The sequence below is a fragment of the Qipengyuania sp. 902 genome, assembly GCF_051195295.1.
GTDB lineage: Bacteria > Pseudomonadota > Alphaproteobacteria > Sphingomonadales > Sphingomonadaceae > Qipengyuania.
On the sequence record NZ_JBNJLJ010000001.1, the window covers coordinates 832,423 to 847,733 of the forward strand.

The 15,311-nt window shown below is 63.8% G+C and carries 16 protein-coding genes; 8 read left to right on the top strand and 8 right to left on the bottom strand.

Annotated elements, in window-relative coordinates; genetic code table 11:
• Window positions 1-23: 23 nt before the first annotated feature.
• From ACSH0F_RS04160 to ACSH0F_RS04170, 3 genes are read right to left on the bottom strand one after another with little or no spacing between them, the layout of a single operon-like run.
• Entirely contained in the window at window positions 24-1,610 is a 1,587-nt protein-coding gene (locus tag ACSH0F_RS04160) for a GMC family oxidoreductase (RefSeq protein WP_435200162.1), read from the bottom strand.
• 24 nt (window positions 1,611-1,634) lie between these two features.
• Window positions 1,635-2,573 carry a sterol desaturase family protein gene (locus ACSH0F_RS04165; protein ID WP_435200164.1) on the bottom strand — a complete coding sequence of 313 codons (939 nt, stop codon included), beginning with the start codon at window positions 2,571-2,573 and terminating at the stop codon, window positions 1,635-1,637.
• Between the two features lie 2 nt (window positions 2,574-2,575).
• A complete protein-coding gene (locus ACSH0F_RS04170; RefSeq protein ID WP_435200166.1) occupies window positions 2,576-2,983 on the bottom strand; it encodes a hypothetical protein in 408 nt (135 codons plus the stop codon).
• Window positions 2,984-3,049: 66 nt separating this feature from the next.
• Between ACSH0F_RS04170 and ACSH0F_RS04175 the strand changes: the two genes are divergently transcribed.
• Window positions 3,050-4,471: an amidohydrolase gene (locus ACSH0F_RS04175; RefSeq protein ID WP_435200168.1), complete on the top strand. Its 1,422-nt coding sequence runs from the start codon at window positions 3,050-3,052 to the stop codon at window positions 4,469-4,471.
• Here ACSH0F_RS04175 and ACSH0F_RS04180 read toward each other — a convergent pair whose 3' ends face one another.
• Together ACSH0F_RS04180 and ACSH0F_RS04185 are read right to left on the bottom strand one after the other, a co-directional pair.
• Window positions 4,472-4,912, bottom strand: a complete 441-nt coding sequence (locus ACSH0F_RS04180; protein ID WP_435200170.1) for a TIGR01244 family sulfur transferase — start codon at window positions 4,910-4,912, stop codon at window positions 4,472-4,474. It abuts the gene before it with no gap.
• A complete protein-coding gene (locus ACSH0F_RS04185) occupies window positions 4,909-5,727 on the bottom strand; it encodes a TerC family protein (RefSeq protein ID WP_435200172.1) in 819 nt (272 codons plus the stop codon). Before ACSH0F_RS04185 ends, ACSH0F_RS04180 begins: the two co-directional genes overlap by 4 nt.
• 254 nt (window positions 5,728-5,981) lie before the next feature.
• On the opposite strand from ACSH0F_RS04185, the gene ACSH0F_RS04190 reads away from it, so the two are divergent.
• The 7 genes from ACSH0F_RS04190 to ACSH0F_RS04220 all read left to right on the top strand — a co-directional run bounded on the left by ACSH0F_RS04190 (window position 5,982) and on the right by ACSH0F_RS04220 (window position 12,809).
• Entirely contained in the window at window positions 5,982-6,737 is a 756-nt protein-coding gene (locus ACSH0F_RS04190; RefSeq protein ID WP_435200174.1) for a cold-shock protein, read from the top strand.
• A 140-nt stretch (window positions 6,738-6,877) separates the two neighbouring features.
• Window positions 6,878-8,071 carry an aspartate aminotransferase family protein gene (locus tag ACSH0F_RS04195; protein WP_435200176.1) on the top strand — a complete coding sequence of 398 codons (1,194 nt, stop codon included), beginning with the start codon at window positions 6,878-6,880 and terminating at the stop codon, window positions 8,069-8,071.
• Window positions 8,071-9,015: an ornithine carbamoyltransferase gene (gene argF / locus ACSH0F_RS04200; RefSeq protein WP_435200178.1), complete on the top strand. Its 945-nt coding sequence runs from the start codon at window positions 8,071-8,073 to the stop codon at window positions 9,013-9,015. Before ACSH0F_RS04195 ends, argF begins: the two co-directional genes overlap by 1 nt.
• A 42-nt stretch (window positions 9,016-9,057) precedes the next feature.
• Window positions 9,058-9,963, top strand: coding sequence for an Hsp33 family molecular chaperone HslO (locus tag ACSH0F_RS04205; RefSeq protein ID WP_435200180.1), 906 nt, complete (start codon window positions 9,058-9,060; stop codon window positions 9,961-9,963).
• A gap of 96 nt (window positions 9,964-10,059) precedes the next feature.
• On the top strand, window positions 10,060-10,458 hold the full coding sequence (locus ACSH0F_RS04210) for a hypothetical protein (protein ID WP_435200182.1): 399 nt from the start codon (window positions 10,060-10,062) through the stop codon (window positions 10,456-10,458).
• A 40-nt stretch (window positions 10,459-10,498) separates the two neighbouring features.
• Window positions 10,499-11,218 carry a 7-cyano-7-deazaguanine synthase QueC gene (queC, locus tag ACSH0F_RS04215; RefSeq protein WP_435200184.1) on the top strand — a complete coding sequence of 240 codons (720 nt, stop codon included), beginning with the start codon at window positions 10,499-10,501 and terminating at the stop codon, window positions 11,216-11,218.
• A 4-nt stretch (window positions 11,219-11,222) separates the two neighbouring features.
• Window positions 11,223-12,809 carry a spinster family MFS transporter gene (locus tag ACSH0F_RS04220; protein ID WP_435200185.1) on the top strand — a complete coding sequence of 529 codons (1,587 nt, stop codon included), beginning with the start codon at window positions 11,223-11,225 and terminating at the stop codon, window positions 12,807-12,809.
• Between the two features lie 105 nt (window positions 12,810-12,914).
• Here the strand turns inward: ACSH0F_RS04220 and ACSH0F_RS04225 are convergent, their stop codons facing one another.
• From ACSH0F_RS04225 to ACSH0F_RS04235, 3 genes are all read right to left on the bottom strand, one after another.
• Window positions 12,915-13,445, bottom strand: a complete 531-nt coding sequence (locus ACSH0F_RS04225) for a superoxide dismutase family protein (protein ID WP_435200187.1) — start codon at window positions 13,443-13,445, stop codon at window positions 12,915-12,917.
• 93 nt (window positions 13,446-13,538) lie between these two features.
• Complete coding sequence (locus ACSH0F_RS04230) at window positions 13,539-14,651, bottom strand: OmpA family protein (protein ID WP_435200189.1); 1,113 nt, start codon at window positions 14,649-14,651, stop codon at window positions 13,539-13,541.
• 197 nt (window positions 14,652-14,848) lie between these two features.
• Window positions 14,849-15,301, bottom strand: a complete 453-nt coding sequence (locus tag ACSH0F_RS04235) for a DUF2793 domain-containing protein (protein WP_435200191.1) — start codon at window positions 15,299-15,301, stop codon at window positions 14,849-14,851.
• Between the last annotated feature and the right edge of the window lie 10 nt (window positions 15,302-15,311).

The window sequence follows — 15,311 nt, forward strand, 5'->3', positions numbered from 1 at the left end:
CGATCCCGCCTCTTTTTGTTTTGCTATGCAGCCAACGCGTCCTTCACAAAGTCGGCGCAGCGTTCGCCGATCATGATGCTCGGGGCATTGGTATTGCCGCTGACGAGACGTGGCATGATGCTGGCATCGGCGATGTAGAGCCCGTCGATCCCGCGCGCTTTCAGCGTCGGATCGACTACCGCGTCGGCATCTGCGCCCATGCGGCACGTACCGACCGGGTGGTAGACGGTGTCGGCGCGGCTGCGGATCAGTTCGTCAAGCTGCGCATCGTCGTCGAGGTCGATCGCGTAGCGGTCCTTCGGCTCGTAGCGCGCAAGGCTCGGCGAGGACGCAATCCGGTGCGACAGCCGCACGCCTTCGCGCAAGGTCGCCATATCGCGGTCGTCGTCGAGGAAGTTCGGGTCGATGCGCGGAGCGTGGCTCGCTTCGCGGCTGTCGAGGCGCACGGTGCCCCGGCTCTCGGGCCGCAGCACGCAGGCGTGCAATGAAAAGCCGTGGCCTTTCACCTTCTCGCGTCCGTGATCCTCCAGCATGGCGGGTACGAAGTGCCACTGGATGTCGGGTGCAGGTGCATCGGGCATGACCTTCCAGAACCCGCCGGCTTCGGCATAGGGCGTGGTCATGATGCCGGTACGCTTGCGCCGGTGCTCGACGATGGCCTTGGCCATGCGCACGGTGCCCGCGAGGCTGTCGCCGATGAAGTCCTTGCTCTGCGTTTCCCAGCTGGAGACGTAGTCGATATGGTCCTGCAGGTCCGACCCGACGGCGGGCTTGTCCAGCTTCACCTCGATCCCATGCTCGCGCAGGTGCGCCGCCGGCCCGACACCGGACAGCATCAGGATCTGCGGCGAGTTGAAAGCTCCGGCGGAGAGCACCACGGCTCCGCGCGCTGAGACCATACGCTCCTTGCCGCCGACCGAATAGGTCACCCCGGTGACACGGCCGTCGGTGATCTCCAGTCGCTGGACAGTGACGCCGATGCGGATGTCGAGGTTTTTCGACTTCCGCTTCGGCTCGACATAGGCGCGCGCGGCGGACCAGCGTTCGCCATCCTTCTGCGTCACTTGGTAGAGGCCGAACCCTGCCTGGGTGGCTCCGTTGAAATCGGTATTGCGCGGGAGCTGCAACTGCGCGGCGGCCTCAACGAATGCCAGGCTGCCTGGGTTGGGCCATTTCTGGTCGCTGACCCACAGCGGGCCATCGTCGCCGTGAAATTCGTCCTCGCCCCGCACATTGTGTTCGGCGCGTTTGAAATAGGGGAGCACGTCATCATAGCTCCAGCCGGAGCAGCCGAGCGCGGCCCAATTGTCGTAATCCCAGCTATTGCCGCGGATATAGACCATGGCGTTGATCGCGGAGGAGCCGCCGAGCCCGCGTCCGCGCGGCTGGTAGCCGGTGCGCCCGTTCAGCCCCTTTTGTGGCACCGTTTCGTAGCGGTAGTTCGACTTGTCCGTGAGGAAGGGCATGAAGCCCGGCGTCTTGATCAGGGCAGTATTGTTGCGCCCTCCTGCCTCCAGCAGGCACACGCGCTTGCCGGCCTCTGCCAGCCGGCCCGCGACCGCGCTGCCTCCGCTACCGCCGCCCACGACGACCACGTCGAATTCATCCATGATATCTCCTCTCGATTCGAGAGGTTAGGCAGCCTCGGCCTCGCCCGCAATCGGGTTTTCGGATGAAACGGGTTCCGCATCCGACGCCTGTCGCGCGAGCCAGGCAGCGCGGATCTGGTCGCTGGTCTCGCGGCTGCCGTCATGCGTCCAGCCGGGCTCGCGCAGCAGATAGCCCAGCTTGCTGCCCCAGGGCGCGCGCCACATGTCCTGCGCGATGCCGATCCACTCGTGGAATACAGCCCACAGCAGGTTGAAGCTGCCGAGCTGCTTGACGATCCCGTAGCGGATTTTCTCGTCTTTCACTTCGGGCTCGAAAGTGCCGAACAGCTTGTCCCAGACGATGAAGACGCCTGCGTAATTGCGGTCGAGATAGCGCGGATTGGTCGCATGGTGCACCCGGTGGTGGCTCGGCGTGTTCATAACCGCCTCGAACCAGCGCGGCATCTTGTCGATCGCCTCGGTGTGGATCCAGAACTGGTAGATCAGGTTGAACCCGCCTGCGAGCGCGATCATGCCCGGATGGAAGCCGAGCAGCACCAGCGGCAGGGCGAAGGCGAAGCCCAGCGTCATGAAGCCGGTCCAGGTCTGGCGGAGCGCGGTGCTGAGATTGTAATGCTGGCTCGAATGGTGATTCACATGGCTCGCCCAGAACCAGCGTACGCGGTGGCCGAAGCGGTGGACCCAATAGTATTTGAGATCGTCGAGCACGAAGCACAGCGCGAACGCCCACCAACTCCAGCCGATGTCGAACAGGCGGAACTGCCACACCCACAGGAACAGCGCGAAGAACATCCCGCCGAAGATCAGTCCGCTGACCGTGCTGCCGAGACCGAAGGCGAGGCTGGTCAGCGTGTCGCGCGGCTCATAGGCTTCGCGCCGCTTGCGCCAGGCCCAGATCATTTCGATCAGGACCAGCGCGACAAAGCCGGGCACGGCGAGTTCGGTGGGCGAGAGATCGGGCATGATCAGCGCTTCTTTATCGCTTCGATCGCCTGCATCCAAGCTGAAGCGTCGGCAAGCGCGAGCCGGGCGGTGCCATAACGCTTCTCAGCCGTGTCTACGAAGAGCACGCCATCTCCGACCCGTGCGTCTGCCCGATCGGTTAGCAAACGACCGGCGAAGTGGGAGCCATGCGGCCGCAACAGGAGGATCCGACCCCCGACATCGCGTAACAGGGCGCCGCGACCCTCGCTGTCCAGCCCGATTGCGACGGGTTCGAACCCACTGACGGCCTCGTCGGCGGCCCGACATGCAGCCTTCTCATCCTCGAGCCTTGGCTCGGGGCCGAGCTTCAGCCGCCACGCAAATGCGGCCAGCACGAGGATTGCGGCAAGCGAACCGAGAAACTGCAGGAGGGCGGGTGGCAGGGTCATGCAAATGCCGATTTGGCATGGGGCGGATTTTACGGCAAGCATGCGCCGACCAGGGAGATATTCTGCATGAAATTCGCCGTCCTACTCGCCGCCACCGCCATGACGTTCGCGCTGCCCGCAGCCGCGCAGGAGGCCGATCCCATCGCCGCAGTAGAGGCCGAAAGCGAACGCACCAGCCGCGTCGCCCGCGAAATCTGGGAGCTGGCGGAGCTCGGCTATCTCGAGACGCAATCGAGCGGACTGCTGGTGGATGAATTGCAGCGGGAAGGATTCTCCATCCAGCCGGGCGTTGCCGGTATCCCGACGGCCTTCGTTGCCGAGTGGGGCAGTGGCGGGCCGGTCATCGGACTGCTCGCGGAATTCGACGCACTGCCGGGGATCAACCAGTCGACCTCGCCCAATCGTGATCCGATCGAGGGCAAGCATGCGGGGCACGCCTGCGGTCATAATTTGTTCGGCGCAGGTTCGCTCACCGCCGCGATTGCGATCAGGAACTGGCTGGAGGCGACCGGCACGCCGGGGCGTGTTCGCCTTTATGGGACACCGGCGGAAGAAGGCGGCTCGGGCAAGGTCTATATGACCCGCGCCGGCCTGTTCGACGATGCCGATTTCGTGATCGACTGGCACCCGGCGGATCGCAATTCCGCTGCCTCGCGCATGAGCCTCGCCAACCGGTCGGGCAAGTTCCGCTTCCGTGGCGTGTCCGCCCATGCTGCCGGAGCGCCGGAGCGCGGGCGTAGCGCGCTCGACGGGGTCGAGGCGATGAACATGATGGTCAACATGATGCGCGAGCACACCAGCATGGATACGCGCATCCACTACGTCATTACCGAAGGCGGCGCGGCCCCGAACGTGGTCCCCGATTTCGCCGAAGTGTTCTATTACGTGCGCCATTCCGATGCCGACGAAGTCCGCGCGCTGTGGCCACGGCTGGAGGCGGCGGCCAAGGGCGCGGCGATGGGCACCGGCACGGATGTCGACTGGGAAATCATCCACGGAAACAATCCGACCCTGCCGCTCGAATCGCTCCAGCGGATGATGACGGACAAGCTCAACCAGCTCGAACCGATCGAATACACCGCCGAAGAACTCGCCTGGGCACGCGAGATCCGCGAATCCTTCGGCGATGACGCGCCCGAGCTGTCGCAAGCGCGCGAGGTCGAGCAATTCGAGGTGAAGACCGGTTACGGCTCGACCGACGTCGGCGACGTGTCGCGCGCGGTGCCGACCGTCAGCGTCCGCACCGCTACATGGGTTCCGGGGACCGCCGCGCACAGCTGGCAGGCGGTTGCCGCCAGCGGCCACAGCTATGGTGCGAAGGGCACGCAGCAGGCGGCCAAGGCCATGATCTTGGCGGCGGTAGAGCTCTACACCAATCCGCAGCTGCGCGAACAGGCGAAGGCGGAATTCATCGCGGAGCGGGGCGAAGGGTATGAATACCAGTCCCTCCTCGGTGACCGCGACCCGCCGCTCGATTATCGCCGCTGATCAGTCGCTGGATTTGCCCACCAGCATGTCCACCGTCGGGCGGACGGGATCGATGGAATAGCCACCGGCTTCCGCTGCTGCGGCAATCTCGTCCGGATCTCGGCCCTGCTTTGCCTGAGCGAGCGACCAGAGCAGGGTCGAGCGCGTGCCCGAGCGGCAGAACCCGAGCACGGGACGGTCGGCCTTGGCGAGAACTTCCGACATCGCTTCGACCTGCGGCATGCTGAAACCCGAATGGCCGATCGGGATCGCGACATAGTTCAGACCGGCTGCTTTCGTGGCCGCTTCGATGTCGCTGCCTGCAGGCTGGTCGTCCGCCTCGCCTTCGGGACGATTGTTCACGATGGTGCCGATCCCCATGGCGGCTGCCTGCGACACGTCGGCCACGGAAATCTGCGGGCTGGCGTAAAACCCCTCGTCGATCTTGCGGAAATCGGTCATGCGGCTTCTCCCTTGGCTGCGGCACGTTGCCCTGCGCGGCGGCGGCGCTGGACGATGTTGAGGATTTCCACGCCGACCGAGAAGCCCATGGCTGCGTAGATATAGCCCTTGGGCACATGGAAGCCGAAGCCGTCGGCAATCAGCACCAGGCCGATCATAACGAGGAAGGCCAAGGCCAGCATGACCAGCGTCGGGTTGCTCTCGATGAATTTCGCCAGCGGATCGGCGGCAACCATCATGATGCCGACCGTAATGACCACTGCGGCGACCATGATCGGAATGTCGTCGGTCATGCCGACCGCGGTGAGGATTGAATCGACCGAGAAGACCAAGTCGATCGCGATGATCTGCACGATGACCGCCCCGAAAGTCGCGGTGGCAGCAGCGGCGACGCCCGGTGTCTTGTCCAGCAGATCGCCCGAGTCGTCCTCCGGCTCCATCGAGTGATGTATTTCCTTGGTCGCCTTCCACAGCAGGAAGAGGCCGCCTGCGAGCAGGATGAGGTCGCGCCCGGAGAACGCCGTTTCGAAGCTGGCCTTGTTCGTGCCCTCGACCGGCGGTCCGACGATGCCGAGATCGAAGATCGGGGTCTGCAGCGTCACCAGCCAGCCGATCAGCATCAGCATGCCGATTCGCAGGATCAGCGCGAGCGCGAGGCCGACGCGGCGCGCCTTCTGCTGCTGGTGCTCGGGCAGCTTGTTCGAGAGGATCGCGATGAAAATGAGATTATCGATGCCCAGCACGACTTCCAGCGCGATCAGCGTCAGGAGCGCGAGCCAGGCAGCGGGGTCGGATAGGAGGGCCATGATTTCCATGGCATCGCAATGCCAAGTCGGCCGAGGGGGCGCAAGCGAAACGACGTGGCAGAAGCGCATGCGAAAATGTCACAATTTTGCGCGAGACGGCATCCAAACGCTAAATCGTTCGCAAGACGCGCGGATTCGCGCTATGCGTGTCGAAATGTGCGGTGGGCTGCCCTGCGGGCGCACCCTCCGCGGTCCGGCGTGGCAAGGCAGCCGACGCGCCGGGGATTGAGGAACACTGGCTGTACGAAGGTACTGTTCGAATTATGGGTTACGATAAAGGGCGCCGTCGCGGACGGGATAAGCGCGATGGTTTTGGGGAGGATAGCTTCGATCCGTTCGGCGGCCCGCCGGCGGACTTTGCTCCACACGATTCTTTCCGCGACAATCGCGGCGGTGGCGATCGCTTCGGCGGCGGAGGCGGCGGTGACCGCTTTGGTGGCGGCAATCGCGGCGGCGGCGGTGGTGGCGGCTTCGGCGGCGGCAACCGTGGCGGCGGCGGTGGTGGTGGCGGCGGTTTCAACCGCATGCCCGCCCAGGTCGTCGGCACCGGCAAAGGCACGGTGAAGTTCTTCAATAGCCAGAAGGGCTTCGGCTTCATCCAGCAGGAAACCGGCGGCGAGGACGTCTTCGTCCATATCAGCGCCGTCGAACGTGCCGGCCTCGAAGGCCTCGCCGAAGGGCAGGAGCTGGAATTCAACCTCGTCGATCGCGGCGGCAAGGTTTCGGCGCAAGACCTCCAGGTCGTCGGCGATGTCATCGCGGTCGAGCAGAAGAGCGCCGCTCCGCGCCGTGAACTCACCGGCGAAAAAGCGACGGGTACGGTCAAGTTCTTCAACTCGATGAAGGGCTTCGGTTTCCTGACCCGCGACGATGGTCAGCCTGATGCCTTTGTGCACATCAGCGCTGTCGAGCGTTCGGGCCTGTCGGGTATCGACGAGGGCGAGCGCTACGAGTTCGACCTCGAAGTCGACCGACGCGGCAAATATTCGGCGGTCAACCTCGTTCCCGTCCAAGAGTAAGGGCAGGAGTGCGAACGCCTGCCGCGATCCGGTTTGACCCGGGCCGCGCGAGGCAATAGATCGCTGGCAAACACGCAGATGGCGGTTCCGCAAGGGCCGCCATTTGTCTTTCGATTTTAGCCATGCCCGCTGGAGGCCCCATGTCGATTACCCCGCTGATGCCCGTCTATCCCCGCTGCGGCGTTCGCCCCGTTCGCGGCGACCATTGCCATCTGATCGACGAAGACGGTACGCGCTATCTCGACTTCGCGAGCGGCATTGCGGTCAACCTGCTCGGCCACAGCCACGAAGGGCTGATCGGTGCCATCCAGCAGCAGGCAGCCACGCTGATGCATGTCTCCAATCTCTACGGCAGCCCGCAAGGCGAAGCGCTGGCGCAGCGGCTCGTCGACAAAACCTTCGCCGATACGGTGTTCTTCACCAACTCGGGCGCCGAGGCTGTCGAGGCCGCGATCAAGACGGCGCGCGCCTATCACCAGCACGATGAAGGCGATGCGAACCGCACCGAGCTGATCACTTTCACCAATGCCTTCCACGGGCGCACGATGGCGACGATCAGCGCCTCCAACCAGGCGAAAATGCACAAGGGCTTCATGCCGCTCCTGGCCGGCTTCCAATATGCGGAATTCGACGATCTGGAGAGCGCGAAGGCGCTGGTGAGCGACAAGACTGCCGGCTTCCTCGTCGAACCGATCCAGGGCGAGGGCGGCATTCGTCCTGCCTCGCAGGAGTTCATCAGCGGCCTGCGCGCCCTGTGCGACGAGCACGATCTCATGCTGGTGTTCGACGAGGTGCAGTGCGGCGTTGCGCGTACCGGCAAGCTCTATGCCTATGAGCACTACGGCGTGGAGCCGGACATCATGGCCACTGCCAAGGGCATCGGCGGCGGCTTCCCGCTGGGCGCCTGCCTGGCGACGGAGAAGGCTGCGCGCGGCATGGGCTTCGGTACGCACGGTTCGACCTATGGCGGCAATCCGTTAGCGATGGCGGCGGGCACGGCGGTGATGGAAGCCGTCGCGAACGATGAATTCCTCGCCGAAGTGACCGAAAAGGGCGAGCGCCTGCGCGCGCGCCTCGAGCAGTTCATCGGTAATTATCCCGACCTGTTCGAACTGGTGCGCGGCAAAGGCCTGATGCTCGGCATCAAGATGAAGGTCGAAAGCCGGCCGTTCTTCGTCCACCTGCGCGATCATCACCAGCTGCTGACGGTGGCCGCGGGCGACAACACCCTGCGCGTGCTGCCGCCGGTGGTGGCGGGCGAAGCGGAATTCGATGAATTCCTCGACAAGCTCTCGGCCGGTGCAGCGAGCTATCAGGTGCCCGAGGCCGCCTGATGGCCGAGCCGACTGCAGCCCCGCGCAACTTTCTCGACCTGTCCGACGCGGGCGGCGATGCGATCGCCGCGATGCTGGCCGACGCCCAGGACCGCAAGGCTGCCCGGCGCGATTGGCCCAAGGGCAGGGCCGACGCGGACGCGCCGCTCGCAGGGCACGTGCTTGGCATGATCTTCGAGAAGAATTCGACGCGCACGCGAGTGAGTTTCGATATTGGAATGCGCCAGCTCGGCGGCACATCGCTGATACTGGACTCGGGCACTACCCAGCTTGGGCGCGGCGAAAGCATTGCCGACACAGCCCGGGTACTCAGCCGCATGGTCGATGCGATCATGATCCGCACCGACGATCATGCCAAGGCCGAGGAACTTGCCCACCACGCCAGCGTGCCGGTCATCAATGGCCTCACCGACCGCTCGCATCCCTGCCAGATCGTCGCCGACCTCCTCACGATGGTGGAGCAAGGCAAAGCGCTACCCGGCCTTGAACTTGCTTGGCTCGGCGATGGCAACAATGTCCTCCATTCTATCCTGGAGGCAGCGGCGCTGTTCAAGTTCAACGTCCGCGTCGGCATGCCGCAAGGCTACGAACCCGAAGCGGAATTCGTCGAATTGGCGCGCGCCGCGGGGTCGCAGGTGACGCTGACTCAGGACGCAGCGCAAGCGGCGCGGGGCGCGGACATCGTGGTCACCGATACGTGGGTCTCGATGGGTCAGGAGCATGTCCACAACAAGCTCGCGGCGATGTTGCCCTTCCAGGTCGATGCAGCACTCATGGCGCACGCCAAGCCGGACGCCCGTTTCCTCCATTGTCTTCCCGCCCATGTCGGCGACGAGGTTAGCGAGGAGGTGTTCGAGGGCGAGCAATCCGTGGTCTTCGACGAGGCGGAAAACCGTATCCACGCCCAGAAATCCATCCTGCTCTGGTGTTTCGGGCGGTTGTGATACGCCTCTGTTAATCCCTGTCGCGCCACCCATATGAGCGCGATGGACCAAACCACCCCCCATTCCGATGAAACCTACGCCGGGCAACTGCTCGGCTTCACGATCCCGTCGCGCAGCGCGCGGGGACGCGTCGTTCGCCTCGACTCCGTGCTCGACGAGATTCTTTCGGCGCACGATTATCCCGCGCCGATCACTCATCTCCTCGCGGAAGCGCTGGTGCTCGCCAGCCTGATGGGCGGCCTGCTGAAGGACGATGGATCGCAAGTAACGATGCAGGCCCAGACCGAGGCGGGCGCGGTCAATCTGCTGGTGTGCGACTTCAAGGACGGTAATCTGCGGGGATACGTCGATTACGATGAGGCTCGGCTTGCCGAACTCGGTGCGAACCCGTCGCTGTTTGCGCTGTTCGGCAAGGGCTATCTCGCGATTACTTTCGATATGGCCGACGGGCGCGGGCGGTACCAGGGGATCGTCCCGCTCGAAGGCGATAGTCTCTCCGAAGCCTGCGAGAATTACTTCTTCCAGTCGGAACAGGTGCCGACGTTGATACGCTGCGCGGTACGCGGCGATGGCAATTCCTGCTCGGCAGCCGGATTGCTCGTTCAGCATTTGCCCGATGGCGAGGAGGGGCGCGAACGGTTGCATGCGCGCCTCGACCACCCCGAGTGGGAACATGTCGCCGTTATGGCCGGATCGATCAGGCACGATGAGCTTCTCGACCCGGCGCTTTCGCTAGAAGCGATCGCGTGGCGCCTGTTCCACGAGGAAGATGAAGTTCGCATCCAGCGCGGTGCGCAGATTGCGCGTGGCTGCCGGTGCTCGATCGAGCATTACGAAGACGTGATCGCGCGTTTTCCGGAAGCAGACCGGGCGGACATGCGCGACGATCGAGGGCTGATCCTGGTCGATTGCGCGTTCTGCTCAAAGCAGTTCGCCATCGCGGCATGACGTGTGTCGATACTATACAACGCTTTGGCGCAGTTTCGGTGTATGCTGCACGAATCACAGGCGCGTTTGTCTCTTCCGACACGCGAAAGGAATGTCATGGCTAAGGTGAATGGATTGATGCTCGCGCTCGGTGCGTCGCTCGCGGTCGTCGCGGCACCGGCGCTTGCGCAGGCCTCACTCGCCATGCTGGAATCGCTCGACAAGGGAGGCTGGGAGCTGCGCTTTCGTGATGGCAGCACCGTGCGCAAGGTATGCGTCCGTAGCGGCCGCGAATTCATCCAGCTGCGTCATCGCGGATCGGGCTGCAATCGCTTCGTCGTCGAAGATGGCGCGCGCGAAGTGACGATCCAATACACCTGTCGCGGCAACGGATATGGCCGGACGAGCATCCGCAAGGAAACAGCTAGCCTGGTTCAGATCGACAGCCAGGGCATTGCCGATGGCAAACCCTTCGAATTCTCGGCAGAGGCGCGCCGCACCGGGGCTTGCAACTGACGGTTGCCGCCGCTGCTGAAGCGTCCTAGCGGCTTGGCGCATGACGACATCTGCAAGCGATCGCGGGAAGGTCCCCGCTGTGGTTCTGCTTTCGGGCGGACTGGACTCGATGGTAACCGCGGCACTGGCCGCGGAGCGCGGATATGAGGTTCACGCGCTGACGATCGACTACGGGCAACGGCATGTGCGCGAATTGCAGTCGGCAAAGGCCATCGTTGGGAAGCTGGGCGTGGCCCGCCATGTCGAACTGCCCCTGGATTTGCGCAAATTCGGCGGCTCCGCGCTGACCGACGACATCGCAGTTCCGAAATCGGGCGTCGGAGACGATATTCCCGTCACCTACGTGCCCGCACGTAATCTCGTCTTTCTCGCGCTGACGACAGCCTTCGCGGAGACATCGGCGTCGCGTGACATTTTTATCGGCGTGAATGCGCTGGACTATTCGGGCTATCCCGACTGTCGGCCCGAATTCATTGCGAGCTTTGCCGAAACGGCGCGGCTCGGCACGAAGCAGGGGGTCGAAGGCGCACCCTTTGCCATACATGCGCCGCTTCAGAATATGTCGAAAGCAGACATCGCGCGCGAGTGCGACCGGCTCGGCCTCGACCCGGCGTGGAGCTGGTCCTGCTACGATCCGACACCGACGGGCGAGGCCTGCGGTGCATGCGACTCGTGCCGTTTGCGCCGAAAGGGCTTTGCCGAAGCGGGGCTAGTCGATACCACCGTCTACGCAGAGGATGCCCCTCGCGTGACGGAGTAGGAATTTGACCGAGAATACCGCAGCTTCCGAAGTCAAGGCCCAGACCGCAAGCGAGGCGACCGGTAAGGTCCCCGCCTACAGCTGGTACGCGCTTGGCGTATTGGTGATCGTCTACGTCCTGAATTTCGTTGATCGGAACATCATCTCGATCCTCGCAGAAGACATCAAGGCCGACCTTGGCCTTCGGGATGATCAAATCGGCTTCCTCTACGGCACGGCGTTCGGCGTGTTCTATGCGCTCTTCGGCATCCCCTTGGGCAAGCTGGCCGATAGCTGGCATCGCGTGAGGCTCATGACGGCCGGTCTCGCGATCTGGTCCGCCTTCACCGCTCTTTCGGGGTTCGCCAAAAACTTCACGACGCTCAGCATCGCACGGATCGGCGTGGGTGTCGGCGAAGCCACTGCCAGCCCGAGCGCCTACTCGCTGATCTCGGACTGGTTTCCGAAGAAAATGCGCGCCACCGCGCTCGCGATCTACTCCTCCGGTCTGTATATCGGCGGTGGCATATCGCTGCTGATCGGCGGCGCCATCGTCGAGAACTGGAACGAGGCGTATCCAGTCGATGCGCCGCTCGGCCTCGCCGGTTGGCAGGCGGCCTTCATCCTCGTCGGCCTCCCGGGGCTGTTGCTCGCGCTTCTCGTTTTCACGCTACGGGAGCCGGTGCGCGGGCAGAGCGAAGGGATTGTCACCCCGCCGGCGAAAGATCCCTTTCGTGGCTTCTTCAAAGAGCTCGTCGCGGTCATTCCGCCGTTCACGCTGATTGGCGCTGCGCAGGGAGGAGCAAGGGGGATAATCGTCAACCTGCTCGGTGCCGCGGTCATCGGCGGCATCGCCTTCGCAATGGCGGATTTTACCGGTAACGCGCAGCAATGGGGCGCAGTCGGGATCGGCTATTACGCAATCTTTTCATGGGCCTCGACATTGAAGCGTCGGGACGAGCCGACCTTCTCGCTCATCTGGGGAACCCCTGCGTTCCTCACGACCATCCTCGGCTACGGCATGGTCGCCTTCATGTCCTATGCGGCGAGCTTCTGGGCGGCACCCTATGCGATCCGGATCTTGGGCGAGGCGCCCTCGACCGCCGGTTGGTGGATCGGGGGACCTGGTGCAGTCGCAGGGTTCTTGGGCGTCATTCTCGGTGGCCGGCTGGCGGATTGGCTGAGGGAACGCCTGCCTGCCGGAAGGCTCATCGTGGTTGCCTTCGGTCTCGCCGCAGCCTCGCCGTTCCTCTACCTGATGTTCACCACCCAGAACCCGACGCTGTTTTACATCGCTGCATTCATGCAGTCACTGTTCGGCAGTTCGGCTCTGGGCGGCGCAGCGGCGACCACGCAAGATCTGGTTCTTCCGCGCATGCGTGGGACGGCGACCGCGACGTTCTTTCTCGCAACCACGCTGGTCGGGCTCGCGCTGGGCCCATACATGGCCGGGCAGGTGTCCAGCATCACGGGAAGCCTGTCGACCGGGGGGCTGAGCCTGCTCGTAGCGCTGCCTATCGGCCTGATCCTGCTTGCGATAGCGTACCGGACGGTGCCAACGGCAGAGCGAACCGTGATCGAACGGGCACGCGCGGCCGGCGAGCTGGTTTGAGGCGCAAAACTTCGACGGAAACGTGTGTGCGAGCAGGCCGGAGCCTGCTCGCACCGCATTGATGTCTCAAGACGCTTGGTGCGGTGGGCCTTTTGACGAGCTAGTTCAAGCCTGTTCGATCACGCCGCAGGCGACTCGCGAGCCTGCGTCTCCAGCCGGATTGCTGACGTAATCGTCCGGACCGGCATGGATTACGACCGCCGTCCCATCGGCATCGAAGATGTCGGCTAGGACCTGCGTGGCATTACCTTCCAGATCCACCTGGGCGCTGGCCGTGCGATTGGCACCGACGACGAGGTTGGGAAGATCGCCGAGGTGCTTACCGCCTTCGGATAGCGAACCATGGGTGTTGTTGCCCGGATTGAGGTGACCGCCTGCGCTGGTGAAATCGGGCGCGGTACAGCTACCGGTGGTGTGCAGGTGGAAGCCATGCTCGCCGGGCGCAAGGCCCACTGCGGCGATGGCGACCGAGACCGTGTTTCCGTTCCTGAGCAATTGCGCCGTACCTGCCGGGAGGCCCTGCGCAGTCTGCAAGGTGGCCGTACCCACGCGTTCGTCGGGAATGGAATCGACCGTGCTGCATGCACCGAGAAGCGCAGCGGTACCGATGGTCATCATTGTGTTGCGTGCGATCATTGCTGTCCTCCAAAAATAAAGACTTCGATGACGCAACGAAAAAGGGGCCGGATTGCTCCGGCCCCTCGTTCATTTTCGCTTGGAACGCGAACCTTACATGCCCGAACCCGGACCGTAGGTGATTTCCACGCGACGGTTCTGCAGTTCGCGGACACCGTCGGCGGTCGGAACGCGGAGCTGGTTTTCACCGAATGCTTCGCTGGTGATCCGGCCACCCGGTACGCCGCGGCTGGTCAGGTAGTCACGGACCGACGAGTTACGACGTTCGGCGAGGCCCATGTTGTAGGCCGCCGAACCCGAGGTGTCGGTGTGACCTGCCAGCATGACTGCTGCCGTACCGCAGTTGGCGTAAGCCGAAACTGCGTTGTCGAGGATCGTCGCTGCTTCCGGAGTGATGTCCGATTCGTCCCAGTTGAAGAAGACGATGTACGGACCCTGCTCGCAAACCGGAGCCGGCGGCGGGGGCGGCGGCGGCGGAGGAGGAGGCGGCGGCGGCGGGGGCGGCGGCGGCGGGGGCGGCGGCGGAGCCACACCGAAGTTGTAGGTCAGCGTGCCCATCAGCGAGTGAGTGCTAACCTTGTCGTCGAGGCTGTTGCCAGCCAGGTCGACGAGGTCGACGCCCGTCGCGTTGAAGTAACGATAGCGCAGGCCGACGTCCCAATTGTCGCTCAGCGGAGCGCGCACACCGGCCAGAGCCTGCCAGGCGAAGCCGCTGTCCGAATCGTCTAGAGCCGTGAGGCCCGAGCCGCCGACGTCGACGCTGGTGCGAGCCACACCGGCACCACCACCGACATAGCCCTGAAGGCCGTCATCGGGACCGAAGTCGATCAGGCCGTTGAGCATGAACGAAAGGATGCTGGTCGAACCAGGAGCTTCGTACTGGCCAGCGGGGACAGTGAAGCCGTTGCTGAGCAGTCCGCCGAGTGCGCCGACGGTGATGGTGTCGAGATCGGCTTCGCGATAGCTGACTTCGGCTTCGGCACGGAACGCACCGAAATCGTAGCCAACAAAACCGCCGAAGTCGTAACCAGCGTCGTGATCGAGCGTGACGACATCGCTGTTTGCCACGCCGTCGCGATCGAAATCGACATCCTGGACGATCATTGCGCCCCCTTCGAGGCCGACGTACCAGGCGTCGTCCTTGGCGAGGGCAGGCGATGCAAGGGCCGTAGAGGCCATCGCCATGCCTATGACGAATTTCCGCATTATAGTTTCCCCTTTTTGCGAATAAGAGCCACCGAGTGCAATATCTCTAACTTTTCACCCGAAAGGTGGCAAGCGGGCAATGCCCGCAAACTGTTGCATTTATGCCGCTCTTACGAACTGCTCCGTGCAAATTTACAGAAGATGATCCCTTCATGCGCCCCGAAACGCCGAAAACCGCACCGGGTTCCCGGATCAGATCAGACGATTAGGCCGGCTTGCCGAACGGCCGCCAGCAATGAGTCGACGGCGGCACGAGCTTCACTATCGATCACTGACCCGCCGGTCGGAGAGGCAACCGTCGGCGCGCTCGTCCAAGCCCCGGAAAAGTGGCGCTTCGCACCGGTGGAAAGGTCATGGACGGCGAGCCCATCCGGGGGGCTCGCGAAGGTCCATTGCGCGCCATCCCAGCCGGCGATCCCATCGTCTTGCCCCGCCCATGCATCGACGGCCCCCGCCTCGACGATCCAGCACTCTCCTGCTGCCGGCGAGCTTGGCGGAGTTGCCGCCGCGCCCGTCACCACCGGGTGCATCAGCATGTCGATGAGCGCGAGGCTCTCGTTCACGAACAGCTCTTTTTGTGCTTGTCCCGCAACGAGATAAGGCATGGCATGCCTGGGTGTTTTGGCATCGAATACGATCGGTTGGATCATGGGTCGCTCC